Consider the following 22,184-nt stretch of genomic DNA (forward strand, 5'->3'; position numbering starts at 1 on the left):
TATCATGGCATTAAAACAAATTATGCTACAAAGAAAAATTACTAGTAAAAAAGAACTACTTTCTTCATTAAGGGAGAAAGATGCTGAATTCCAAAAGCGAGAAAAGGATTTAGAAGCCGCCATCGAAGAAGCTGAAACAGAGGAGGAACAACAGGTAGTTGAAGATGAAGTGAATAAATTTAATGAGGAAAAAGAGCCTCATGATCAGCAAGTCCAAGAATTAGAAGAAGAGATTAATTCGTTGGAAGATGAATTAACCCAATTGAATGAAAAGAAACCTTCAAATAAGGGAGAGGAAAGAAATATGGCAGAAAAACAAATTACCAGAGCAAAAAACAATACAGATTATCATGAACGTTCAGATGTAAAAGAATTTTATAATGAACTGCGTGAAAGATTACAAATGCGTGCAAATGGACAAGTTTTACCCGATGGACCAAGCGGCGCGGAATTAATTATTCCAGATATCATTGTCAATCGTATTCGCGAACGTATTGGTGATTTTACTACACTATATCCATTAGTTGATAAAGTTGTTGCTAAAGGACGTGTAAAACTCATTTTAGATGTAGATACGAGCGAAGCGACATGGTTAGAAATGAGAGGTGCATTACCAGAAACCGATGATTCAGAACTATCTGCTGTCGAATTTGATGGATTTAAAATTGGACGTGTTGTTTATATTGATAATTCTTTGTTGGAAGACTCTATTATCAATTTAGATGATTATTTAACGAAACGAATTGCTCGCTCGATTGCGAAAGGATTGGATAAAGCAATTGTTGCTGGTACTGGTAAAAATGATAAACAGCCCGATGGAATTCTTCCTAAAATCCCCGGTGGAAATAAAGTTACGAAAAAGCCAACCTATGAAGAACTTATTCCTGTTCTAGGATTAATTGATACCGGGGAGGATGCAACTGGTGAGATTGTAGCGGTTATGCATCGTCAAACTTACTACAATCGAATTGCAACATTAACATTGCATGTTAACGCTAATGGAGTAGATGTAGTTCAATTGCCTAATTTAGCGCAGCCTAATTTCTTAGGTTTGAAAGTAGTCTTTAATAATTATTTGCCTCAAGATAAAATTTTGTTTGGTGTATTTGACAAATATACTTTAGTAGAGCGTGAATCAGTTCGAGTGGATATGTCTGGACACTACAAATTCCGAGAAGATCAGACCGCAGTGCGTGGATTAGGACGTTACGATGGAAAACCGGTAATTCCTGAGGCTTTTGTGGAAGTGACATTAGATACAGCGGGGGAGTAATAATGCCAGAGTCAAGACTGGCACAAAGTAATTATCAAAATTTGACAATTCCAGAAATAAAACAAATTCTTGACGAAAAACAAATTAGTTATAAGACAAATAGTAGCAAAAAAGAATTACTAAAATTATTAGAGGAAACAGCTGAGTTTCCTCTTTTTCCTTAGGTGATTTTTTATGAATATTCAAGTACTAGATTTATTGAAAATGAATTTAGGTATTATGACAGATAAGCGAGATGATTACTTGCTGTCAGTAGTTGACAGTGTAATAACTGAACTAAAATTAGAACAAGGAATTGCACTTGATATGAATAATGATCATCATATTATGTTTGTTATTGATTATTCTGCTTGGCGTTATCGTTCAAGAGGCGAAGGAAGTATTCCAAGAAATTTACAATTTCGGTTGCATAATTTAGTACTTTCAATGAAGGAGGGATAAAAATGGATAAAACATGGGATTTAGATATCGTCCTTTTAAAAAATGACGGTTTTACAAGTGATGAAGTGGGAAATCAAGTACCAAAATATAAGAGTAATACCGTAATGGCTTGTAAAGAGAATGTTAGTCGTGGTGAATTTTATCAAGCTGGACAAAATGGTATTGAAAATATCCATCTGTTTATTATCCATCCTTATGAGTACTACGGAGAGAACTATCTCAAATTTGATGGGAATAAATATAAAATTATCCGAACCTATCAAAGAAATTATGAAGAGTTAGAGATAGTCTGTCGTTTGACTCTGGGTGATGCGAATGTCTAATACAATTCACATTAGTGAATTATCCAAAGAAATTGCCAAGACTGTTAAAAATTATACAAAGGAAGTTGAAATAGCAACTGGCGAAGCTACTGAAGTAGTAGCGAAAGAGACTCTCCAAGAATTAAAACAAACTAGTCCAAAACGTTCAGGAAAATACGCAAAAAATTGGCGAAAGAAAAAACAAAGTGTTACACAGCAGATTATTTACCAAAATGATCCTACCTATCGCTTAACCCATTTATTGGAAAATGGACACGCATTAAAAAGAGGTGGTCGGTCAATCGGAAATGTAAGTGCAATACCGCATATTGAAAAAGCAGAAGAAAAAGCAATTATTTCTTTGGAAAAAGAACTGATTAGGAGATTAAATCGATGAAACTGCCAGAATTGAAAAGTTTATTGGATAAAATGAATTTACCAATTTCTTATCGGGAATGGCAACCGGGGCAAGTTCCGGAGTTACCGTATTTGCTATATTATGAAAAGTCTACTAGCAATTTTCTTGCAGATAATACGGTCTATTGTAAAAAAACTGATTTTGTCGTGGAGCTGTATACAAATACAAAAAATATTCGAGAAGAAAATCGACTAGAAGAACTGTTTATTAAAGCAAAGCTTCCTTTTGAATCTTATGAAACTTATTTGTCATCTGAACAGATGTATTTAAAAGCATATGAAATTACTATATAAAACAAGAGGTGAATAAAATGGCGCAGAAAGCAAGAACTGCAAGTGCTGAAAAAAATCGAGTAGAATTTGGATTGGAAAATGTTTACTATGCTAAAGCAACATTAAATCCAGAAACAGGGGAAATTACATATGATACGCCTGTGCGATTTCCGGGGGCTGTAGAACTTTCAATAGAACCTTCGGGAGATTTGATTAAGTTTAAAGCAGATAATGTAGATTATTATACTTCGCCAAACAATCAAGGATACGATGGTACGTATACATGTGCCAGAATCCCCGAAGAGTTTGCGGTAGAGATTTTAGGAGAAAAAGTAGATGATACAGATAAAGTACAAACAGAGTATGCAAATGCTGAAACCTCGCCTTTTGCGTTGATGTTCCAATTTGAAGGGGATAAAACAGCGACTCGTCATGTATTGTATTATTGTACAGCTAACCGTCCAAGTATTGGATCAACTACGAAAGATTCAGGCGATCCTAATACATCGGAACTGACTTTTAGTGCTGGACCTCGTCCATCTGACAAAGCAGTTAAAACTAAAACAAGACCTGACACGCCATCAACTGTGTACGATAAATGGTTTACTAAAGTATATGAAAAAGGAGCAGCTAGTTAATTATGGAAAAAACAATTACAGCTGGTAACAATAAAATTCGGTTAGCTTCCAATGCAGCGACTCCATTGCGTTACAAAATGCAGTTTGGTAGTGATTTTTTTGCAGATTTATTGACTTTAGCTAAGGCTTTGGATAATCAAAAGGATGATGGTACGTTCGATTTAAGTAAGATTTCATACGATGATTTAAAAAGGGTAGAGTTAACACTGCTTTATAACTTTGTATGGACGTATGCCAAAGCTGCTAATCCCGATATTCCTGAACCGATTACTTGGCTAGAAGGGTTAGATGCCTTACCATTATCAGAATTTGCGGGCGAGCTACAAGAATTGATTTCACATAGTATTCAAACAAAAAAAAAGTAAATGACGAAATGGCTTCTAGTGATGAAACACTCACAACGGAGTCATTTCTTTTTATATGTAAACAAGTGGGCTTGTCTAATGAAGAAATGCAGTTAATGGAAATCGGTGCATGTTTGGATTTTGTCCAAGAATGGATCGATAATCATCAAGAAAAAACATCTTCTAAATCTATGACTAGAAAAGCAACACAAGCAGACTTTGATGCATTTTAGAAAGGCGGTGGGGATAATATGGCTAAAAAGAAAATTTCGGGCATTACGATTGCGCTTGATGCAGATACTAAAGGCGTAACATCTGGGCTGAAAGATATTGTTAATCAGTCGACAAATGTATCAAAAGAATTGAAAGATGTAGAACGTTTGTTAAAACTCAATCCTAATAACGTTGAATTACTCTCACAGAAGCAAGAATTACTTTCTCGGCAAATCGAATTAACCACTAATAAGTTGGAAGCGTTGAAAGGCGCTCAAGTTGATGTAGAAAGGCAATTTAAATCTGGAGAAATTGGTGAGGAACAATATCGGAAATTTAAACGAGAAATTGAAGCCACTGAAGGTGCTTTAAAAGGATTTGAAGGTCAACTATCAAATATGAAAGTTGAGCAAGAAAAATTAGCTCAAAATACACAGCGTTTATCTACTCTTTTTGAATCTACTGGTACGGATATTGATGATTTTACAGATATCTTAGGCACACGCCTAACATCAGCAATCAAAGAAGGTAAGGCAAACTCCTCACAGCTTGAAGATGCATTGAACAAAATTGGTAGAGCGGCATTAGGTCAAACTGCAGATATCAATAGGATGAAACAAACTTTGGATACTATTGATGATGGAAATTCTGTACAAAAAATTTCTTCCGATTTGAACGGCTTAAAAAGTGATGCCAATAAAGCTGATGATGCATTGGATAAAATTGGTGATACTTTAGAAGAAGTCGATGACAAAATAGGTAAAGGAAATTTGTTAGATGCAGGAGAAGCTTTAAGCGGTATGTCTGATAAAGCCAAAGATATGGCTGGAAAAACAATTGAAGCTTTTACAGAAGTAGAAGATGCTCAAAAGAAATTAAACGCTTCTATGGGTGTAGCAGGCACGGCATCTGCTAAAAAATACGAACAAGCATTAACAGATGTTTTTCGTAGTGGTTTATTTGAGGATATGTCAGAAGCAGCAGATGCCGTTGCTTTAGTGTCTAAAAATCTTGGGGATATGAGCAATCAAGATTTAAGTCAGTTAGTTCAAGATGCCAAAGTATTAGAAAATACTTTTGAAGTAGATTTAAAAGAAACAATTCGTGGTGTTGCAGCAATGCAAGAAAACTATGGAATTACTGGAAAGCACGCCTTAGACATGATTACAGTAGCACTTCAAAGAAATGGAAGTACATGGGCAGATGAAGTTGGCGATAATATGGCAGAGTATTCTCAATTATGGGCTCAAATGGGCTTCACTGCTTCTGAAACTTTTCAGATTTTAGAAAATGGTACTCGAAATGGAGCGTACAACTTAGATAAAGTAAATGATGTTGTTAAGGAAATAGGAATTTCTTTAACAGATGGGAGAATGGAAGAAAATATTGATTCATTCTCTCAAAAATCAAAAGAATTGTTTGAATCATTTAAAAATGGTGGAGCTTCTCAAGCAGAAGTTATCCAGTCACTTCTTACTGATTTAGGTGAGATGGAGAATAAAACTGAGGCATTATCTTTAGCTTCCACTGTCTGGAGTGCTCTAGGAGAAGATAATAGTCTAAAAGTATTAACTTCTCTAATGAGTGTTAAAGGTGGTTATGAGGATGTTCAAGGAACAGCAGATAAATTAAATGAAGATACGACAACGACTAGTCAAAAAATGCAAGGTGCATGGAATGATTTAAAGCTAGCATTAGTACCAATAGGAGAAGAGTTAGCTCTTGCATTGCAACCATTATTATTAGGATTAACAGAAATTCTTAAAAGCTTTCAAAATTTACCAGGGCCAGTTAAAATTTTTATAGCGGCTTTTTTAGGTGTAGGAACAATAGTAGGAATTTTAGCTGGAGTTACAGGTGCATTAACTGCTTTAGTAGGAATATTAGGCGGACCAGTCACTTTAGCACTTATTGCTGTAACAGGAATTATTGCAGGAGTAATTGCTGTGATAAAAAATTGGGGTTCAATAACAGAATGGTTCTCAAAACAATGGGATAGGCTACAGAAATGGTGGACTGAATTTTGGGCACGTTTTTCAGACCCTGCTGATTCGGCATTTAAAATCTTATCTTCTTCAGTTAAGACAGTTACTAGCTTTTTATTTGGTTCTTTCGAGGACAAAGTAAATGCTGTAAAAAATATTTTTAAATCTTTAAGGTTAAAATTTCCAAAAATTGAACTACCACCAATGCCTCATTTTGATTTGAAATGGAGTTCGAAAAAGATATTTGGTAAAAATATTTCTTATCCATCAGGTATTGATGTGAAATGGTTTGCTGATGGAGGGATTTTAACTAAGCCAACAATCTTTGGCGCTTCTGGAAATAAGTTGTTAGGTGGCGGTGAAGCTGGAAAAGAAGCTGTCGCACCGTTAGATAAGTTAATGGGCTATATCCAAACAGCGGTAGATAAAAGTTTATCTAAACAACAAGTAAGTGATGAAATTCATTTACATTTAACAGCTTACGGGAATTTACCAAAAGAGACATTGGATCAAATTGCAGAATATTTGACCTATAAATTTGTGGATATAAAAAATAGAAATGTTTTTAGTGGGTGATAGGAATGAGAGATGGATGGTTTAAACTCGGAAATCGTTGGAGTGAGGAATTCAATGCCTTTATCTGCGAACGCCCCCCAAAAAAGAAAGCAAAAAGAATGTTCACTTTAGAAGAAGTGTCAGGATTAAATAAATTAGCTGTGAATGATGCAGGATATTATACGAATATCGAACAGACGTTGAATTGTTTTTACTTATCACCTACTTTAGAACATGTTCAACATTATGAAGACGTGATTACTGAGGCTTTGGATACAAGAGGAGAATACGTAGATTTTGTTCCTTATTGGGATCCTAGCTACGTTTACCAAGTGATTGTAATAAATGAACCTAATTTCGAAGGGACTTTCCATACGTTAAGGGGAGTTCCTTTTTCATTTGATTTAAGCATTGCACCATTCAAAAAGAATATTCTCGGTATGAATCCTATTGTGTTAGAAAGTCAAGATTCTGTATATAACCCTGAAAGATATCCTGCTTATCCTAAAATAAAAATTTATGGCTCTGGAAATTTAACAGTATCAATCAATGGTAGGGAAACAAAATTTTCTGATGTTACTTCTGATATTATTATCGATTCCGATCCTGATGTAATGGAAACTTATCGGGAGGTTGATGGGATTTTAGTGAACGAACATAAGAAGTTATTAAGCAATCAAATTTATCCTTATTTTGATGCAGGAGAAAATCGTATTACTTGGAGTAATAATGTGAAAAAAATTGTAGTTGAACCGAGGTGGCAGACTAAAGTATGAAACCAGTTTTATATGGTCCAACGGATACAGATTTTTCTTCTGGAGGTATCGGGGTTTTATCTGACTGTAAAAAATGCTTGGTAACCGAAGAAGCGAATGGTAGTTACACCGTTGAAATGGTCTTTCCGATTACTGCCAAATTTAGTAGTGAATTAGAAGACCACAATTATCAAGTTAAATGCAAGCCCAATGCAATTGATGATTTTCACGTTTTTTATATTTATAACCATTACAAAGATTTAGCAACAGGTCTATTGTACGTTTACGGAAAATCTAGAACGATGAAATTAGGAAATAGAGCAGTGAAAAAGCTAGAATTCGAACGTGCAACTGGTCAAGAAGCGATGAATTATTTAGAAAAGGCAATGGATCAAGCGAGTGACATTATGTTATTTAGTGATATCACTCATGTGGGTTCTACATGCATTGAAGTAACAAATCCTTTGCAGTGTATAAAGGGAGTAGATGGTTCGCTAAATCAAATTTTTGGTGGAGAAATAAAACATGAGCCATTTCGTTTATCATTATTAAATCGTCGAGGACGAGACCATGTTACAACATTTAGATATCGCAAGAATTTAACAGGCTTGAAAGTTGAAACAAATTTTGACGGCTTGCTAACTCGTATTTTCCCATATGCTGATATACAAAATAACGAAGGAGAAACAGAACGAATCTATGGCAATCCAGTAGATTCACCAAATATCGATAAATTCGATGGTGAGATTTATTCGGAATATATCCAATTTACAGAAGAACAAGGTGTCACAGATACAAAAAGTTTAAATGAAGTATCGAAAAAATATTTTAGTTCTATGAATCCTAATTGTGACCAACCGAATATATCAATTGAGCTGAATATTCGAAAAATGGAAGACTCAGCTTTAGCTAAAAAGTTCAAAAAGTTTCGTGAGGTAGGTTTGTTCGATACCTTTGACGTTTACCATGAACGTTTCAATATAAAGATTACAGCACAAATTACAAAAGTTGTATTTGATTCGTTGAGCGAACGTGTAGAATCTTTAGAAGCTGGGGATACAAAATATACTTTTTTTGAAAAGCAAAAGCAAGAAATTTCCGAAACATTGAAAGGATTCACTGGTAAGCAATATGCAAGTAACTTTATTGATGTTGTAACATCTATTATTTCTGGAAATGATGGAGGGCATGTTATTTGGTGGCCTAAAAACAGACCGACTGATTTGTTTTTTTGTGACTATCCTAAATTAGATGAAGCAAAACAGGTGTTAAGGATAAATAAAAGCGGAATTGGATTTTCCTCAAAAGGATGGCAAGGTCCTTTTGAAACAGCATGGACTCTAGATGGAAAGTTCAATGCCAAATTTATCAAAACAGGAATCATTCAAGCAGATGTTTTTGAGAATTCGTTCAACAAAACCGGGGATGTACTCAGGTTAGTAGATGGTTTGTTAGAAATTAGAAATAACAATCAGAAGATTATGCAGTTAACCAAAAGAGGTATGGAATTTTGGAATAAATCAGGAGTGAATATTGGGATTATAGGAACTACAGATTCAGCTGGAAATCCTTTCCCCGATGCTGTAACGCCCACTCCTTTAGAAGAAAATTCATTAGTTATCAGAACTAATGGAGATGGAAAATATATATTGATTTCCTCAAAGACTGGATATGGTTTCACTTTACTCGGTAATGGCAAAGCTGTTTATCGAGGTGACATGGATATACAAGGTGACCTAACTATCAATGGTCAAAAAGTTGTTGCTGGTCAAGGTGGGGGGCCTTCCACAGGAGGCGGAACAGGAACAGGCGGTTATCCTCCTGAACTTACTACCGATGCTGAAAAGTTTGCTTGGGATTGGTGGAGCTTTGCTTTAAATAATGGCTATTCTGAGGAAGCAGCTGCAGGTGTCTTGGGGAATATCCAAGGTGAAGTTGGACCATCGATGAATCCTGACACCGCTCAAGTTGGTGGTCCTGCTTATGGTTGGGTTCAGTGGGATGGGTCCGCTTATCCGTTGGTTGGTGCTCCAACCTATGATGGTCGTGAATACGTCCAACGCTTAATGGCAGCGGCAGGTATCAAAGAAGACTACACAACGTCATTAGCACAAGCAAAATTAATTGAATGGTGTATGTATAACGGACAGTGGATTGGAAAAGTAGCTCCAACGACAGTAGCTGGGTTTAAAGCAATCACGAATGTAGAACAAGCCGCAACAGCATTCGAGTTGAATTTTGAAAGACCTGCCGCGGCTCATCCAGAACGCCAAGGATATGCTAGATATTGGTACAATAAGCTTCATGGCTTGAAAGCAAGTCAATTAGTTGGAGAAGAAGGATTGAAACATCTGGACAGCCTTATTGGAAGGCGTATAGGAAACGGACAATGTTATGCAGCAGCAGCTGAGTATTCAGGTTATTTAGGCGGATGTGGGCTTGGAGCCGGTACTAAGTATGGTTTGACTCATGTTATCGGGAATACTTCTGCAGCCGCTGATATTGGGATTGCTTATGACTGGTCAGCAGTTGGCTGGAAAGTTATTTTAAATCCTACTTATGAACAATTAGCAGTCGGAGCTATTATCAATATAACTCGTGGTGTTTATTGGGGCGGGTGGTATACAGATACTACTTATGGACACACAGGAGTTATTCGAGGACTAGAAAATGGACGTATTTTAACTTATGAACAAAATACTGAAAAAGGACAAATCATTGAACGGTTTGACCGAGAATATCTTGGAACAAGTCAAATTTCATCTATTGTCATACCGCCTAAGTGAAGTAAGGAGGGAACCAAATGAACAAATGGACTGTGACTTTGAGTACAACAGAGCCATTTAACTATGTAGGAATTTTAAAAGTCCGGCAAGGAAATAAAAATACCGAACGATTAGAGGCAACCATTATCCAGAATGGCTTGCCTATCGATTTAACTGATTGCCGAGTAACATTTCAAACGATTATTGGCGGATATCCAGTTGAAAGACCATGTAAGATTTTGAGGATTAAAGGTGTTGTCGAATACGTTTTCGATGAGTATACGATGCAAAAGACAGGAAGACATATCGCTAATATTGCTTTTTATAAGGGCGATGATCTAATCGGTACCACTCAAGATTTTAGTTATTTTGTGATCAATGCGGTTTCTAAAACACCAGGAGAAATGGGTTCCTATTGGCAAACGGTAGAAGATTTACTAAATGACATGAGAGAGTATCTCAATGCAAACAAAGGCGATTTTGAGAGCTGGTTTGAATCGATAAAAGAAATTTTAGCAACGATAGATCCGGGTGGAACTTTATTAAATGAAGTACTTGATGCGAGAGTAGACAGTACAGGTAAACGCCATGACTCTATTCAACAGAGATTGCATACGGACTTTTTACTTATGGAACAACGAATCAAAGAAAAACTGTATGCTTTGCCAGAAAAAGAAATTTCCATACTGACGATTTTGCAAGATGATCAGTTTTCCAAAAACCATACTGTAGAACGAGTAGGAACCGTTAAAGATGCGGATTGTCGTGGAGAACTTGTTATAGCACATATCGGTATTTCTTCTAACGACTATTTTCATTATAAACGAGTAGGTGAAATTGATGGCTGAAATCAAGAAATTGATGGAAAAAGATGAGAATAATATTGATCGACAGTTTTTTCCTGAAACCGTACCTGAGGCTATTATCGGGTTAGAAACGATTGTTAAAGAAGGAGCAGCCGTTTTATCTGTGAATGGAAAGATTGGTGCTGTTATTATCACAAAAAAAGATTTGGGTTTGGAACACGCTCTGACTGAGTTGCCATATGCTAGTGAGGAAAAGGACGGAATTATAACGTCTGAACTGTTTCGAAAGATCCTGAATGGTACGTCTGGAACCTATATTCTTCCAGTTGCGAATGCAGAACGACTGGGAGGAATAAAAATAGGTTCGTTATTAGAAATCACTGAAGAAGGAGTATTATCTGCGATAAAACAAACAGAAGCTAATTTTACGGAAGAACTCAAAACCAAGCTAACCTCACTAAAAATGCTGAAAGCTGGTGCGAATATTTCAATCAGTGAAGATGGCGTGATTAGTTCAACTGGTGGAAGTGAAACAGGTGGTGTGAATCAAACGTATGTTGATCAGAAAATTCAAGAAGTCTTAGAACAAGCCCAAAATTATACAAATGGTAAAATCCCTAATTTTACTTTTGAGAAAATCGAGGAGGTATAGAAAATGACAGATATTGTAAAAGTAAAACAAAATGATGTGCAAGTTTATCCACAAACGCATTGGAATGCGATAGAAGGAAGACCTTCAATAACCAAAGGAGACAAAGGTGACCCTGGTCAAGCTGCAACAATCACGATTGGTACAGTGATCAGTGGAACAACTGCCTCAGTTACGAATGCTGGAACAGCGAATGCAGCACGGTTAAATTTTGTTTTGCCGAAAGGAGACAAAGGTGATCCTGGACAAAATGCAACAACAACAGCAGTTGCAACTAGTTCTTCAAATGGTTTGATGTCAAAAACAGATAAAGTGAAACTTGATTCATTATCAAACATTGTATTTGAGAAAGTGGGGACAGTGTAATGGCGGATATTGTTCAATTAGTTGAAAATGGCGTAAAAAAATACACGAAGACACATGCAAAAGCAGTGGATGGACTTAAAGAGGAATTGATAGAGATGATTTACCCTGTAGGGTCGATTTACATTTCTGTAAATCAGACGAACCCAGGTACATTTATAGGGGGAACATGGGAACGTTTTGCGGAAGGGAAAACATTATTTGGTGCAAGTAGCAGTGACACAGATTTTTCGGCAGGAAAAAGTGGCGGAAGCAAAACGCAAGAATTAAAAGCAAAAATTGGAATACCAGGAACGAACTTAGCTCAAATTTATGGAGATTTTGGGGCATTGCCTTCCTCAAATCGAAACGGTACGCATGTTGCTAGTATAACTTGGAAAGCAAACAGTGCGGTTGCTGGAGCTGGCTCTGGCGGAGCAAAGGTTATTGATTCAAATGGTAAAAATCCGAGTAATATACCGCCTTACATTGCGGTATATATGTGGCGTCGGACAGCCTAATCATAAAAGAGCAATTTGTTTGAAAGGTTGCTCTTTTTTCGTTGCTAATTGTCAAAAATAGAAAAGGAAAGTGAGAAAGATGAATATGGAAATGTTGCAATGGGCACAAGAAATGATGCAAAAAGAATATGGAAAAATTGTGATATGGTTGGTGTTTATCTTAGTTTTGATGGCAGTTGACACAATCACTGGGTTTATTCAAGCATATGCGAATCACGATTTGAAGTCAGGGAAGATGAGTACAGGAATTTTGCGTAAATTCGCTTTATTACTTGTGCTAGTGGCAATTGTTCCATTAACAGTTGTATTACCTAATATTGTGTCAGTGACAGTAATTGTTAGTGTGTATACGCTGGAAATGATCAATGAATTTGTGAGTATATTCGAAAATCTGAATAAACTTGGCGTTGTAACAAATATCTTTGATCCTATTATGAAGCGTTTAAAGGTAAACAACGAAACTTCAACTGAAGAAAAAAATGATTATAGCGATGGTCAGGAATTCACAGAAAAGATTGAATAACTGCTGTCTACTCATTTTAATGAACGGAGGAGAAACATGAGTTTTATCAAATACGAGTACATCCGAAACAATCCGTACTCACGACCAGGGACTGCCAATAGCGGGATTAAAGGAATCGTCATGCACTATACCGCAAACAATGGCGGCACCGCACGTAATCACAAAAACTATTTTAACAATCTTAGTGGCAGTTATGCTTCAGCTCATATCTTTGTAGATGACAATGAAGCCCTTTGTATTATTCCGCTAAATGAGATTGCGTACCATGCGAATGATATTCAGAAATATGTAAATGGTCAACCCTATTATCCGCTACGAAGCATTTTGGGAAATGCCAACTACACAACGATGGGTATTGAAATGTGCTTGGATAAGAATGGGAATATTACCGAGAAAACCTTCCAGAATGCAGTGAAGGCCGTCAAAGAACTGATTGTCAAATACCCGCATATTACACGGGATAAGATTTGGCGTCATTATGATGTAACAGGAAAGAATTGTCCGGCTTCTTGGGTAGCGAAACCAAGCGAGTTAGAACGGTTCAAAAATGCGGTGTTTAGTAACAGCGCAACACAACACACTCAATCAAACATAGAAAAAGTAATTGGAGGAATGGGCATGTTTATTTATTGGCAACCACAAGCAAAAGGAAATATCAGTGATGCATATGGCGTATGGGGGAATAAGCGGTTTTATTTAAATAGCGGTGACAAGTTGAAACACTTCCGCGAACTGGTAAAATATCAGACCGGCAAGGATTGTAAAGAATACCGTTGGGCACGTGGAAGTCAGCAGATCAAGACTGTAGAAAGTTTCACTGAATTACAGAAAACAGTTGTCTAAGCACACATGAGCTATTTGTTCTTAAAATTCTGGAGTCTATGTACGTTTTTTATTGAAAACATATGATGATTCCTTATTCATAAATGGTTAAGAAGTCCTAGTTCAAACAGGAGAACCGGGACTTCTTTAAACGAAAAGATGTAGTTATTTGGTACAATCACTTAGAGAATGTTTTATCTTCTTTCGAGTTATTAAGCATTTGATTAAGGTTTGACTGGTATTTTTCTTCTACTTCAATAGGAGCATTCTTATGAATAATTGCAATAGATTTTGACATCGTAGAATAGTACTTTTCAACGGATTTTTTATATTGTTTCGGAGTGAGGTATTCATTCGTTTGATACTCAGCGATTCTTTCTAGTGCTACTAAGGCAGCATAATAATTCTCGAATGCATCTCTTAATTCGAGATTTTTTATTTTTTTCGAATCATCCGTACTTAGTAAGTCGGTATGTTTATTAAGAAAATTCAGTTCAGCTCTTAGGCTTTTTTGTATTAGATTCCAATCATTCTCATCTTTTACTGCATATGCCCATCTAGTTTCTAGCGATTGCTTCATGATGTTCGATAACTTATCGTCCGAGGTTTTTGAACAACTCGCTAGCAAGAGGGATAATGATATAAAGCCAGTAATCACATGTTTTTTCATAATCTACCTTCTTTCTGTACGTTGGTATCGTTCACATTTATTTTTTAAGATATCAGATAAGTATGAATTTTTTCTAAAAAATATCTAAGAAGAAAACAAAATTGTTATTTCAACAGATGATGTTGAGATAATTGAAAATATGTAAACAAATAGCCCGCTTCGGCGGGCTTGTATATAGATGATATTCGTTTTACTTGCAGTAACCAAGTTTATCCTATAGATTAATAGGTGCGTGCAATACTCTACGAGGAGTATTAGGCGGTAATGCTTGGGGAAGTGTGCCTAGTACTCTTCGATTTTTTTATTTTAGCATTATTTCAATGTAATAGATATTATTGATTAGAAAACCGTCATAAATTTGTTGGGTTTGATCAATAGTTACATAACTTGTATAAAGCAGTTAGCCGTAGTTAGGACTATTTTTTTCAAGTATACTCTCTTCGATAGCTTGTATATAATCTGTAATTACTATTGAAAACAGAACGTGTGTTTGGTATAGTTATACTGTAATCCTCAATAGATTATATCTGCTATAGGGCATCAAGAAAACTCTTGTTTTTCAGATGTCCTTTTGGTTTAATTAAATAAGCAGATATTATTATTATGAGGAGTGTTATTATGTCAAAGATATTTTTTGCAAAAATGAACGTAAATGAAGATATCTATGAAGTATATAATAATAAAAAAAGTTTGAACAGTCTCTTGCAAAAGATTTATCTAAATGTGAGAACTAAGACCATAATTTATGATGATAAAGGCGGAAGATTTAAATTTTTTGATTTAGATAAGGCTGATGATAATTCAATAATTATGGGGCGTTTAGGCTACATTAAAAAAGGAGTACATTCTTCATACGATCCTGAAAATGATACTGCCATTGATACCCTCGATGACAACAAAATTGAATATATAACTTTTTATTTTGATGTTTACAAAGAAATGCTAGCATTTACTGTTACCCCAATTCTGACGAAGAAAAAAGTTTTAAAATATTTTGAAGAACTTATCAAAAAAGAGTCTAATATAGGCGTAATTTTCATGTTAGAATCGGATATTGCCGAGCTAAAGATACAATTAAGAAAAGTTGATGTATTAAGAAAAGTCATCTTGAATCTTGTTCCTCCAAATGGAGACAAGGACCAATTTGCAAAATTGTTTAGTTTAGATGCAGAAAAAGTTTCGGAAGCAGGTGCTACATCAATTAAGCAAGAATATAGGAATAGCAGTAAACAAGGGTTAAAAAAGGACAGCGATCTTATCGAAGATGCTACAACCGGTATCGCATTAGGCTATGCTGAAGGTGTATTTTACGGGAAAAATAATCAGGGTGAGCCAGTAGAAATTCACACAGAAGATAACGCTCCATTTGTTAAACAAATTGACAATGCTCAGAATAAAGATAAATTGATTATTGCTGAAAAAGGAAGAGCTGGAATAGTTGATTTATTAGCGTACAAAGCTAATATAAGGGAGAAAAACAAGAATGGAGAATCCCAAAAATAATAAAGGGAAAATAGAATATTACTACTCGAAAAATAGTTTTTTTGATTTTTTAAGAAATACTGATACGCACAAAGATCTTTATTGGTCTAAAGAAGCATTTTTCTGCTTGATACTTTCTTGCTTTGTAACTTATCTGCTATTTTCACTGATTAGTATCTCACCAACAGAGCAAACTAGTGAACAGCTTCGCGATTTACTAGGAATTTTAATCGGAGCTTTAGTAGGGCTGTTGGGATTTGTTATTGGTGGTCTAGCTTTAATTGTTGGTTCAATTGGTAAAAAAATGATAGATTTTATCAGTAGCCAAGAACAATTTTCAGAATTGTTAGGTATTGTTTTTCGTTTTTACTATATCGGAAGTATATTAGGAACTGCAACTGTAATTCATCTGGTTTCTTACATAATTTTACTGTTACCAGCAAACTTTAATTTTGTACTATCAGCAATAGTTGTATTTCTAAATAGTTATGCGTTTTTGTTCTCTTTGTTATCTTCCATTATGTTGATGGGTTCCTGTATAAGGCTGATGTTACTACAATACAGAATAAACGATATAATAAAATAATTATACGCTATAATCTCTGGTTAGATTAATATCTATAAATTGAATTTTTCTTTATTTAACCTACCTCCTACATAAGAGGTAGGTTTTCGTACCTTTAGCTCAGTTGGTCAGAGCAGATGGCTCATAACCGTCCGGTCGTAGGCTCGAGTCCTACAAGGTACATAGTAAAACGGCTCTTTGTCAATAAGGACTGATGAGTTGTGCAAAATCAAATCTGGGTCAGAATGAACCTCATTCTGGCTCAGATTTTTTGTTATCTTACTTTGATTAATTGATTGATCAAAAAGATTCTAATTCTCATGTTCTCGAATGATTTAAATCCGTAGGATACTCGTTTCATTGTCTTTATGTGGGTATTCTTCGCTTCTATTTTTCCATTGGAATAAGGATAGATCATTGCGTTGGTGATGCCTTCTTCATAGGTCAGAAGGTTTTGAAGCTTTTCCCGAAAGCTGTCATCCAACGTTTCGGGAAGTTCTGCTAATAAGGAGAAAAATAAGTCAGGGTCTTTGTCTCGAAAGGCTTCAACTAATTCATGAAAAAAGGGATACGCCTCCTTTAGGGGCGTAGAAAACTCAAGCAATCGATCAATCATCATTGCTTCAGTAAGAAATGGGTATTTTGGTGCTCGGAAACTTTTCCATGTTTTGTATTCATAATGGTTGATGTTTGCACGATTTTTTAGCAAAAAGCGCCAGTTCTTTTTCAGTTTTTCTGCCTGGCTTTTCTGTCCTGCTTTACGAAGTTCATTCATTTCACGGATACGCAACTCATTGAACGCTTGATTCATGTGTTTGACAATATGAAACCGATCAATCACTACTTTCGCATTTGGCAAAACACGTTTGGTGAGCTGGAAGTAGGCGGCGTTCATGTCTGTCACCAAGAATTCTACTTCTTCTGGATTGGTACACTTTAAGAAATAGCTTGTTAATCGAGGTAATTTACGCGTAGGCAAAACATCTATTAATTTTCCTGTTTCGCCATCCGCGCAAATAAAGCTCATCTTATCTTCTATGGAAGCATGCGAACGAAATTCGTCAACCATCAATACTCTGGGGAGGATCTTCTTAGATTGCTTTGGTAAATAGCTTTTAAACTCTTTCAATGTACGAATAACGGTGGTCAAAGATACCTGACAGCTTTTCGCAATAAAAGATAAAGATACTTTTTCAGTCAGTAAAGAAGCAATTTTATATCTAACATGATTTGCGATTGAATGTCTGGGTTGGACAAAATAACTTTGAGCCGTCCAATGGGTGCGACAGTTTTTACAGGTATAGCGTTGCTTTTTTAGGCGCATAACCAAAGGCATATGATTGTATTGTTCAAAACGGACAATCGTTTCCTTTTTTCCATTTTTCACTATAATTGCTTTCCCGTTTCCATCTACCACAGTAGAACCACAACTTCTACAAGCACGAGGAGTAGGCGAGAGAACAGCATCGACGACCAACGTCTTTTTCTTCTGAAGGGTCTCGTAAGAGACCTCTGTAATCATCAAATCTTTCTCTGTTATTCTCAGCATTTTTTTGATAGAATCATTCATATAGCATATCGTCCTCTCAGTTTGTTTATTTTGTCGTGATTTAATCATACTAGAGAACGATATGTTTTTTAATACCTAAAATGAAAATGGGACTGAAGAATCAATTCTGATTCATCAGTCCCATAAATTATAGAGCCAGTAAAACCCTCTTACTCAGAATCGAGTAGGAGGGTTCTTTGTTTAGCTATGATATATTCCCAGAATATTTTACTGAGAAAAACTGTTTTGTTTAATTAATGCAACACAGCAGAGGCTAAAGCTTGTTGAATAGCAATGATATTTTTGTCTTTACGGAATTGAAGTGTTTCTGCTGGGAGTTCTGCGCTAGAGATCCATATTTTTAGCTCAGCATCTAAATCAAAATGTCCACTAGTTTCAACGGAGAATCTAGAAATTGATTTGTAAGGAATTGATTTGTATTCTACTTTTTTTCCAGATAAACCTTGTTTATCAACAATAATTAGACGTTTATTAGTAAATACTATCAAATCACGAACTAATTTAAATGACAAATCGACTCTTTCATCCATAGTTAGGACACCTTGTAATTCTTTTGACACAGATTCACTTGAAAGTTGGGTGGCATTTCCCATTAATCCATCAAATAATCCCATTATAATCCCTCTTTTCATATTTTTCTTTTATTTTATCAAATATTCACAATTGAGGTAAAGGTAAAAATAGTTTGTTTCAATCCATTAAAAATAAAAAGCATTTTGTCCAGGAAATTTAGTGTGATTTTGGTGTGATAAAATAATATTTTTGGGGCTAATCGTTGATTTATTAACGTTTATATAGTTTTGCTATCTACCGTTTGGCGAAATAAAGAGAGATTGATTGGGTCTGTTCACTCGCTAAATAAATACAATTGAACGTTTCGTGCGGCATTCTCGTATCTTTTTCATGTGAGAGAATGCCGCACTTTTTTAGTATGGAACAGGGGGATGAGTAGTAAAAAACACCTCATAGTGATGAGGTGTAGAAGCAATCAGTCTTTACATTTTTTCTTTAGGATTGCGTCAGTGAGGATTTCTGAAAAATCTAAATGCATAGTTCGTCCTAGTTTATCCGCCCATTGAGGAATCGCCAGTTTTTTCTCGACGAAGGTTTGATTCTCTAAATATTCTGAAACATCAACAAGGACCATCGATAGAAATGATTTTTCTTTGTCGTAATCGAATTCAAAATCTAAATCGTCTATAAATGGATTGTTCGCTTCCAGTGATAAACAATTAATGGGGGTAGAGAGCGGAATCTCCCGATTATTTTCAATACAATCTGCCAAAACGATTCCGAGCCAATCGGATGCCATGAATAAAGCATCGGCGATGTCTAAGCCTTGAGTGTCGACTTGCTCAGGAAAATCAGGAAAAGAAATAAAATACTTCACTTCGCTTTCGTCTGTATCGGTGTAATAAAACAATGCAGGGTAACTTGTTAACATAGTGTACAACTCCTTTTTCGCGATTCTCTACAGATCTGATTGCAATGGTAGCGCTCTTATTTTTCACTAGTACCTAGTAGTCTTAAGCAAGAGTTGTTGCTTTTTTTATTGTACCAGTGTCATAAATACTGAACAATAGGCAATATTTTTTTAAGAGGAGAGTATCAATTCAGAAATTCTGATGATTGAAAGAACATCATCTTTTGTGGTAATTTAAAAATCTTTGTGTCTATTATTACTGAAAATGTCCCAATTTATTATTGACATCAAATCATCTGAATGATTTACTTTTTGTAAGGAGTTGAAAAGTGATGCCTGATTTGGTGAAATTTATTTTGGTTATTCTGGCGATTTGGGTGGTTTATCAAGTATTTACGACGATTTTATTTACCCTTTCCCAAAAAGCAGTTGCCAAACGAATCAAAAGCGGGAAGATGTCTGATCAGCAGTTGGCGAATTTGTACCACGCTGTAGCACGAGCAAATCAAGGAAGCAATTTCCAAGCGATTTTCTCTTATGGGCTCTTTTACCGCAGCCATGCAAAGCAAAGTGATGCGGTCTATGAACTGTATCGCGCAGAAATGGCGAAAAGAAATCTGCTGTAACCAACTGTGAAGCAGCTGCTTTCGAGAATATTGCTCGAAGTAAAAAAGCCTAGGTCCTGCACAACAAGTGCAGAACCTAGGCTTTTTTTGGTATTTACTGGGCAGCAAGCTATAACAGATAAACACAGATCCTTGCTACAGCTATTTCTTGTCTTTACTGCTTTTTTGATCCATGCCCGCACCGATCGCTACACCTAGTGCGATGCCTAAACCCATGCCTAATGCTAGATTGTCAAAAAACAGCAGTCCAAATGCAGCACCTAATGCCATTCCGACACCGATCCCCAGTCCCATATTGTTAGAAGCGGCTTCCTTTTCTTCAGACGTTTGCGGCGGTTTTTTCGTCATTGTGAAAAACCCCTTTCTTTTTAGTATAGAGGGGTTTCGTTTTGATGACAAATATTCGAACTGCTGCTCGGTGATATGCATCAGGAGAGTGCAACCGCTAAGTATGGCAAACGGGTTGAACCATTGGTCTATCTTCCGCCGGGCAAATAGTTACGCTCGGGGTTGTAGCGGCGAATGATCTTATTTTCAGCGAGTACGTGCTCATAATAATAAACAGGCGCATCCTTAGTCTCTAGTCGAAAAACAAAGACGAGCGGAACCTTTAAGACGGAATAGCGTGCGGGGATCGCAATATACGATTTTTGATTGCGCTCCATCGTCAGTGAGAATTCATCAAACAAAAGCGCCACTGGTGTGGGAAAGTTTACCAATTCATAATAGTGTTTTTCAAATGCATAGGTTTCTTGTTTTGCATAAGCGATTTTTGCAGCTGGCATACGCATTCACCTCACTTGAATTATACGAACGTTTGTTCTGTTTGTAAAGTGGAAAATCACCAAACGAGGAAAAGGAGGCGTTCTCTATGAAAAAGATGTTATGCTAACAAGAAATTTGCTACACTAGAGAAAAGAAGGAATCAAAAAGGAGCAGATACCATGGATTACGAACGTTTCGCACGATTACAGGCACGCTTTGCCGATGAAAAACTGCTGACCAAAGAAGGGGTCTATCGGTTGCGTTTGTCAGGGAAGGCGCAGTTCGAACTAGCCTTTATCAAAACCGGACCCTGTGGCGAGTCTGTCTACCAGCCGCTGATCAAGGGCACTTTTGCTGAAAAAGAAGCAATCCCTACCTATTTGCTGGATCTTGCGGCGCAGCCTATGATGCAAATCAGTCAGCGAACCTCCGAAAATGAAGCAGTGTTAGATAAAGCGTTAGTAGCATTAATAGAAAAATGTGAGCAGGCAGTTGCCGTCAACGAAACCGCACAAGAAGCCGCACGTTAATTAGCGCGACAAAGATACAAGAGCAGCCTGAACCTGATTTTTTACACTAAGCAAAAAACGATCCTGACAAGATTCCTTGCCAAAGATCGTTTTTTATTTTCCCGTGGTAATTAGTGTCCTCATTCACCGAAGTAGTCTGAGAAGCCTTGTTGCTTCATAAAGGCAGCGACATCTGGACGTCGCGGTTCACGGAAAAATTCCGTCATTTTCGTTTGCCAATTGGTTTGCTGTTGATTGCTGCTGCGCTGTGCATAATAGGCTTCTGTCGTTTGGTTGTACTGGGCTGTTTGCTCCTGCGTCAGCGGTTGATACTGATCGACACTTACGATCGCTTCTTGGGGCAAGCGGACTTTCGGCTCATTTCTGTGTTGCGGATAGCCGATCGTTAAACCGAATAACGGAAACGTCAATTTTGGTAAGCCGACGAGTTCTGCGATACGAGGCAAATCATTGCGGATGCCGCCGATGTAGCAAATTCCTAAGTCTTGTGCTTCAGCATATGCTACCATATTTTGGGCAGCGATGGTCGTATCAACGACAGACACAATAAATGGTTCCATCGTGGTTAAGTGGGTATCAGGCACCCCTACTTGGGTCAGCAGCTGCTGGTGTTTATGTAAGTCGGCGACAAAAAGATAGAAGACGCCCGTTCGAGTGATGTAATTTGGGGCACCGGCAATTTCTTCGATGGCAGCCAGTTTTTCAGGATCACTGACCTCAATGATCGAATAGGCTTGAACAAAGTTCGAACTGGAACCGCTCTGGGCAACCGTTACTAATTTTTGCTTGAGTTCCTTTGATAGTGGGCGGGGTTGAAAATCTCGGACAGAGCTATGGCGGGTAAAAGTATCAAAAAGATCCATCGTTTTTCCTCCTGTAACGTACAAATTTCTTTCTTCCTTAGTGTAACAGAAAAAAAGGAATGGGAA

29 protein-coding genes and 1 tRNA gene are annotated in these 22,184 nt (G+C 36.6%); 23 read left to right on the plus strand and 7 right to left on the minus strand.

Annotation, left to right across the window (positions count from 1 at the left end; genetic code table 11):
- Positions 1–4: 4 nt before the first annotated feature.
- The 18 genes from IGK61_RS05115 to IGK61_RS05200 all read left to right on the plus strand — a co-directional run bounded on the left by IGK61_RS05115 (position 5) and on the right by IGK61_RS05200 (position 13,645).
- Entirely contained in the window at positions 5–1,273 is a 1,269-nt protein-coding gene (locus tag IGK61_RS05115; RefSeq protein ID WP_438844737.1) for a phage major capsid protein, read from the plus strand.
- A 2-nt stretch (positions 1,274–1,275) separates the two neighbouring features.
- Positions 1,276–1,437 carry a HeH/LEM domain-containing protein gene (locus IGK61_RS05120; RefSeq protein ID WP_438844738.1) on the plus strand — a complete coding sequence of 54 codons (162 nt, stop codon included), beginning with the start codon at positions 1,276–1,278 and terminating at the stop codon, positions 1,435–1,437.
- A gap of 10 nt (positions 1,438–1,447) precedes the next feature.
- The gene (locus tag IGK61_RS05125; protein ID WP_438844739.1) at positions 1,448–1,714 is read left to right on the plus strand and encodes a hypothetical protein; all 267 of its coding nucleotides are present in this window, start codon (positions 1,448–1,450) and stop codon (positions 1,712–1,714) included.
- Positions 1,715–1,716: 2 nt separating this feature from the next.
- Positions 1,717–2,037, plus strand: a complete 321-nt coding sequence (locus tag IGK61_RS05130) for a phage head closure protein (RefSeq protein WP_438844740.1) — start codon at positions 1,717–1,719, stop codon at positions 2,035–2,037.
- The gene (locus IGK61_RS05135; protein ID WP_438844741.1) at positions 2,030–2,413 is read left to right on the plus strand and encodes an HK97 gp10 family phage protein; all 384 of its coding nucleotides are present in this window, start codon (positions 2,030–2,032) and stop codon (positions 2,411–2,413) included. Before IGK61_RS05130 ends, IGK61_RS05135 begins: the two co-directional genes overlap by 8 nt.
- A complete protein-coding gene (locus IGK61_RS05140) occupies positions 2,410–2,727 on the plus strand; it encodes a hypothetical protein (protein WP_438844742.1) in 318 nt (105 codons plus the stop codon). Before IGK61_RS05135 ends, IGK61_RS05140 begins: the two co-directional genes overlap by 4 nt.
- A 17-nt stretch (positions 2,728–2,744) precedes the next feature.
- Positions 2,745–3,344, plus strand: coding sequence for a major tail protein (locus IGK61_RS05145; RefSeq protein WP_438844743.1), 600 nt, complete (start codon positions 2,745–2,747; stop codon positions 3,342–3,344).
- A 2-nt stretch (positions 3,345–3,346) separates the two neighbouring features.
- Positions 3,347–3,709, plus strand: a complete 363-nt coding sequence (locus tag IGK61_RS05150) for a hypothetical protein (RefSeq protein WP_438844744.1) — start codon at positions 3,347–3,349, stop codon at positions 3,707–3,709.
- Positions 3,710–3,717: 8 nt separating this feature from the next.
- The gene (locus IGK61_RS05155; RefSeq protein ID WP_438844745.1) at positions 3,718–3,921 is read left to right on the plus strand and encodes a hypothetical protein; all 204 of its coding nucleotides are present in this window, start codon (positions 3,718–3,720) and stop codon (positions 3,919–3,921) included.
- An 18-nt stretch (positions 3,922–3,939) separates the two neighbouring features.
- Positions 3,940–6,462 carry a phage tail tape measure protein gene (locus IGK61_RS05160; protein WP_438844746.1) on the plus strand — a complete coding sequence of 841 codons (2,523 nt, stop codon included), beginning with the start codon at positions 3,940–3,942 and terminating at the stop codon, positions 6,460–6,462.
- A 5-nt stretch (positions 6,463–6,467) separates the two neighbouring features.
- Complete coding sequence (locus tag IGK61_RS05165) at positions 6,468–7,217, plus strand: phage tail protein (protein WP_438844747.1); 750 nt, start codon at positions 6,468–6,470, stop codon at positions 7,215–7,217.
- Entirely contained in the window at positions 7,214–9,982 is a 2,769-nt protein-coding gene (locus IGK61_RS05170; RefSeq protein WP_438844748.1) for a phage tail spike protein, read from the plus strand. Before IGK61_RS05165 ends, IGK61_RS05170 begins: the two co-directional genes overlap by 4 nt.
- Positions 9,983–9,999: 17 nt before the next feature.
- Complete coding sequence (locus IGK61_RS05175; RefSeq protein WP_438844749.1) at positions 10,000–10,809, plus strand: phage baseplate upper protein; 810 nt, start codon at positions 10,000–10,002, stop codon at positions 10,807–10,809.
- Complete coding sequence (locus tag IGK61_RS05180) at positions 10,802–11,419, plus strand: hypothetical protein (protein WP_438844750.1); 618 nt, start codon at positions 10,802–10,804, stop codon at positions 11,417–11,419. Before IGK61_RS05175 ends, IGK61_RS05180 begins: the two co-directional genes overlap by 8 nt.
- A gap of 3 nt (positions 11,420–11,422) precedes the next feature.
- Entirely contained in the window at positions 11,423–11,782 is a 360-nt protein-coding gene (locus IGK61_RS05185; RefSeq protein ID WP_438844751.1) for a hypothetical protein, read from the plus strand.
- Positions 11,782–12,279 (plus strand): phage baseplate protein, encoded by a 498-nt coding sequence (locus IGK61_RS05190; protein ID WP_438844752.1) that lies wholly within the window; start codon positions 11,782–11,784, stop codon positions 12,277–12,279. Before IGK61_RS05185 ends, IGK61_RS05190 begins: the two co-directional genes overlap by 1 nt.
- Positions 12,280–12,358: 79 nt before the next feature.
- The gene (locus IGK61_RS05195) at positions 12,359–12,802 is read left to right on the plus strand and encodes a phage holin family protein (protein ID WP_438844753.1); all 444 of its coding nucleotides are present in this window, start codon (positions 12,359–12,361) and stop codon (positions 12,800–12,802) included.
- Positions 12,803–12,838: 36 nt separating this feature from the next.
- The gene (locus IGK61_RS05200; protein WP_438844754.1) at positions 12,839–13,645 is read left to right on the plus strand and encodes a peptidoglycan recognition protein family protein; all 807 of its coding nucleotides are present in this window, start codon (positions 12,839–12,841) and stop codon (positions 13,643–13,645) included.
- Positions 13,646–13,802: 157 nt separating this feature from the next.
- On the opposite strand, the gene IGK61_RS05205 is transcribed toward IGK61_RS05200, so the two are convergent.
- Positions 13,803–14,294 (minus strand): hypothetical protein, encoded by a 492-nt coding sequence (locus IGK61_RS05205; protein ID WP_438844755.1) that lies wholly within the window; start codon positions 14,292–14,294, stop codon positions 13,803–13,805.
- 618 nt (positions 14,295–14,912) lie between these two features.
- On the opposite strand from IGK61_RS05205, the gene IGK61_RS05210 reads away from it, so the two are divergent.
- From IGK61_RS05210 to IGK61_RS05220, 3 genes are all read left to right on the plus strand, one after another.
- Positions 14,913–15,797, plus strand: coding sequence for a hypothetical protein (locus IGK61_RS05210; RefSeq protein ID WP_438844756.1), 885 nt, complete (start codon positions 14,913–14,915; stop codon positions 15,795–15,797).
- Positions 15,778–16,362 (plus strand): hypothetical protein, encoded by a 585-nt coding sequence (locus IGK61_RS05215; RefSeq protein WP_438844757.1) that lies wholly within the window; start codon positions 15,778–15,780, stop codon positions 16,360–16,362. The genes IGK61_RS05210 and IGK61_RS05215 overlap by 20 nt, the downstream gene beginning before the upstream one ends.
- A gap of 88 nt (positions 16,363–16,450) precedes the next feature.
- Positions 16,451–16,524, plus strand: a tRNA-Ile gene (locus IGK61_RS05220).
- 91 nt (positions 16,525–16,615) lie between these two features.
- Here IGK61_RS05220 and IGK61_RS05225 read toward each other — a convergent pair.
- The 3 genes from IGK61_RS05225 to IGK61_RS05235 form a co-directional block, all read right to left on the minus strand.
- A complete protein-coding gene (locus IGK61_RS05225; RefSeq protein ID WP_271822259.1) occupies positions 16,616–17,911 on the minus strand; it encodes an ISL3-like element ISEfa11 family transposase in 1,296 nt (431 codons plus the stop codon).
- 233 nt (positions 17,912–18,144) lie between these two features.
- Complete coding sequence (locus tag IGK61_RS05230; protein ID WP_368263953.1) at positions 18,145–18,525, minus strand: PH domain-containing protein; 381 nt, start codon at positions 18,523–18,525, stop codon at positions 18,145–18,147.
- A gap of 374 nt (positions 18,526–18,899) precedes the next feature.
- Positions 18,900–19,355 carry a type II toxin-antitoxin system HicB family antitoxin gene (locus tag IGK61_RS05235; protein WP_074535002.1) on the minus strand — a complete coding sequence of 152 codons (456 nt, stop codon included), beginning with the start codon at positions 19,353–19,355 and terminating at the stop codon, positions 18,900–18,902.
- 311 nt (positions 19,356–19,666) lie between these two features.
- Here IGK61_RS05235 and IGK61_RS05240 point away from each other — a divergent pair, with 311 nt between their 5' ends.
- Positions 19,667–19,960, plus strand: a complete 294-nt coding sequence (locus IGK61_RS05240; protein WP_005234725.1) for a hypothetical protein — start codon at positions 19,667–19,669, stop codon at positions 19,958–19,960.
- 141 nt (positions 19,961–20,101) lie between these two features.
- Here IGK61_RS05240 and IGK61_RS05245 read toward each other — a convergent pair whose 3' ends face one another.
- Together IGK61_RS05245 and IGK61_RS05250 are read right to left on the minus strand one after the other, a co-directional pair.
- The gene (locus IGK61_RS05245; RefSeq protein ID WP_034857684.1) at positions 20,102–20,308 is read right to left on the minus strand and encodes a hypothetical protein; all 207 of its coding nucleotides are present in this window, start codon (positions 20,306–20,308) and stop codon (positions 20,102–20,104) included.
- Between the two features lie 128 nt (positions 20,309–20,436).
- Positions 20,437–20,745 (minus strand): DUF5960 family protein, encoded by a 309-nt coding sequence (locus IGK61_RS05250; protein ID WP_240934852.1) that lies wholly within the window; start codon positions 20,743–20,745, stop codon positions 20,437–20,439.
- Positions 20,746–20,904: 159 nt separating this feature from the next.
- Between IGK61_RS05250 and IGK61_RS05255 the strand changes: the two genes are divergently transcribed.
- Positions 20,905–21,255, plus strand: a complete 351-nt coding sequence (locus IGK61_RS05255) for a hypothetical protein (RefSeq protein ID WP_074535004.1) — start codon at positions 20,905–20,907, stop codon at positions 21,253–21,255.
- Positions 21,256–21,374: 119 nt separating this feature from the next.
- Here the strand turns inward: IGK61_RS05255 and IGK61_RS05260 are convergent, their stop codons facing one another.
- Positions 21,375–22,118, minus strand: coding sequence for an NADPH-dependent oxidoreductase (locus IGK61_RS05260; RefSeq protein ID WP_074535005.1), 744 nt, complete (start codon positions 22,116–22,118; stop codon positions 21,375–21,377).
- Positions 22,119–22,184 lie beyond the last annotated feature (66 nt).

It is taken from the genome of Enterococcus sp. AZ063, from assembly GCF_051715045.1.
Taxonomy (GTDB): Bacteria; Bacillota; Bacilli; order Lactobacillales; family Enterococcaceae; genus Enterococcus_D; species Enterococcus_D casseliflavus.

Coding starts and splice junctions, on each gene's coding strand:
- IGK61_RS05115 (WP_438844737.1), top strand. CDS start 5: ATGGCATTAAAACAAATTATGCTACAAAGAAAAATTACTAGTAAAAAA.
- IGK61_RS05120 (WP_438844738.1), top strand. CDS start 1,276: ATGCCAGAGTCAAGACTGGCACAAAGTAATTATCAAAATTTGACAATT.
- IGK61_RS05125 (WP_438844739.1), top strand. CDS start 1,448: ATGAATATTCAAGTACTAGATTTATTGAAAATGAATTTAGGTATTATG.
- IGK61_RS05130 (WP_438844740.1), top strand. CDS start 1,717: ATGGATAAAACATGGGATTTAGATATCGTCCTTTTAAAAAATGACGGT.
- IGK61_RS05135 (WP_438844741.1), top strand. CDS start 2,030: ATGTCTAATACAATTCACATTAGTGAATTATCCAAAGAAATTGCCAAG.
- IGK61_RS05140 (WP_438844742.1), top strand. CDS start 2,410: ATGAAACTGCCAGAATTGAAAAGTTTATTGGATAAAATGAATTTACCA.
- IGK61_RS05145 (WP_438844743.1), top strand. CDS start 2,745: ATGGCGCAGAAAGCAAGAACTGCAAGTGCTGAAAAAAATCGAGTAGAA.
- IGK61_RS05150 (WP_438844744.1), top strand. CDS start 3,347: ATGGAAAAAACAATTACAGCTGGTAACAATAAAATTCGGTTAGCTTCC.
- IGK61_RS05155 (WP_438844745.1), top strand. CDS start 3,718: ATGGCTTCTAGTGATGAAACACTCACAACGGAGTCATTTCTTTTTATA.
- IGK61_RS05160 (WP_438844746.1), top strand. CDS start 3,940: ATGGCTAAAAAGAAAATTTCGGGCATTACGATTGCGCTTGATGCAGAT.
- IGK61_RS05165 (WP_438844747.1), top strand. CDS start 6,468: ATGAGAGATGGATGGTTTAAACTCGGAAATCGTTGGAGTGAGGAATTC.
- IGK61_RS05170 (WP_438844748.1), top strand. CDS start 7,214: ATGAAACCAGTTTTATATGGTCCAACGGATACAGATTTTTCTTCTGGA.
- IGK61_RS05175 (WP_438844749.1), top strand. CDS start 10,000: ATGAACAAATGGACTGTGACTTTGAGTACAACAGAGCCATTTAACTAT.
- IGK61_RS05180 (WP_438844750.1), top strand. CDS start 10,802: ATGGCTGAAATCAAGAAATTGATGGAAAAAGATGAGAATAATATTGAT.
- IGK61_RS05185 (WP_438844751.1), top strand. CDS start 11,423: ATGACAGATATTGTAAAAGTAAAACAAAATGATGTGCAAGTTTATCCA.
- IGK61_RS05190 (WP_438844752.1), top strand. CDS start 11,782: ATGGCGGATATTGTTCAATTAGTTGAAAATGGCGTAAAAAAATACACG.
- IGK61_RS05195 (WP_438844753.1), top strand. CDS start 12,359: ATGAATATGGAAATGTTGCAATGGGCACAAGAAATGATGCAAAAAGAA.
- IGK61_RS05200 (WP_438844754.1), top strand. CDS start 12,839: ATGAGTTTTATCAAATACGAGTACATCCGAAACAATCCGTACTCACGA.
- IGK61_RS05205 (WP_438844755.1), bottom strand. CDS start 14,294: ATGAAAAAACATGTGATTACTGGCTTTATATCATTATCCCTCTTGCTA.
- IGK61_RS05210 (WP_438844756.1), top strand. CDS start 14,913: ATGTCAAAGATATTTTTTGCAAAAATGAACGTAAATGAAGATATCTAT.
- IGK61_RS05215 (WP_438844757.1), top strand. CDS start 15,778: ATGGAGAATCCCAAAAATAATAAAGGGAAAATAGAATATTACTACTCG.
- IGK61_RS05225 (WP_271822259.1), bottom strand. CDS start 17,911: ATGAATGATTCTATCAAAAAAATGCTGAGAATAACAGAGAAAGATTTG.
- IGK61_RS05230 (WP_368263953.1), bottom strand. CDS start 18,525: ATGGGATTATTTGATGGATTAATGGGAAATGCCACCCAACTTTCAAGT.
- IGK61_RS05235 (WP_074535002.1), bottom strand. CDS start 19,355: ATGTTAACAAGTTACCCTGCATTGTTTTATTACACCGATACAGACGAA.
- IGK61_RS05240 (WP_005234725.1), top strand. CDS start 19,667: ATGCCTGATTTGGTGAAATTTATTTTGGTTATTCTGGCGATTTGGGTG.
- IGK61_RS05245 (WP_034857684.1), bottom strand. CDS start 20,308: ATGACGAAAAAACCGCCGCAAACGTCTGAAGAAAAGGAAGCCGCTTCT.
- IGK61_RS05250 (WP_240934852.1), bottom strand. CDS start 20,745: ATGCCAGCTGCAAAAATCGCTTATGCAAAACAAGAAACCTATGCATTT.
- IGK61_RS05255 (WP_074535004.1), top strand. CDS start 20,905: ATGGATTACGAACGTTTCGCACGATTACAGGCACGCTTTGCCGATGAA.
- IGK61_RS05260 (WP_074535005.1), bottom strand. CDS start 22,118: ATGGATCTTTTTGATACTTTTACCCGCCATAGCTCTGTCCGAGATTTT.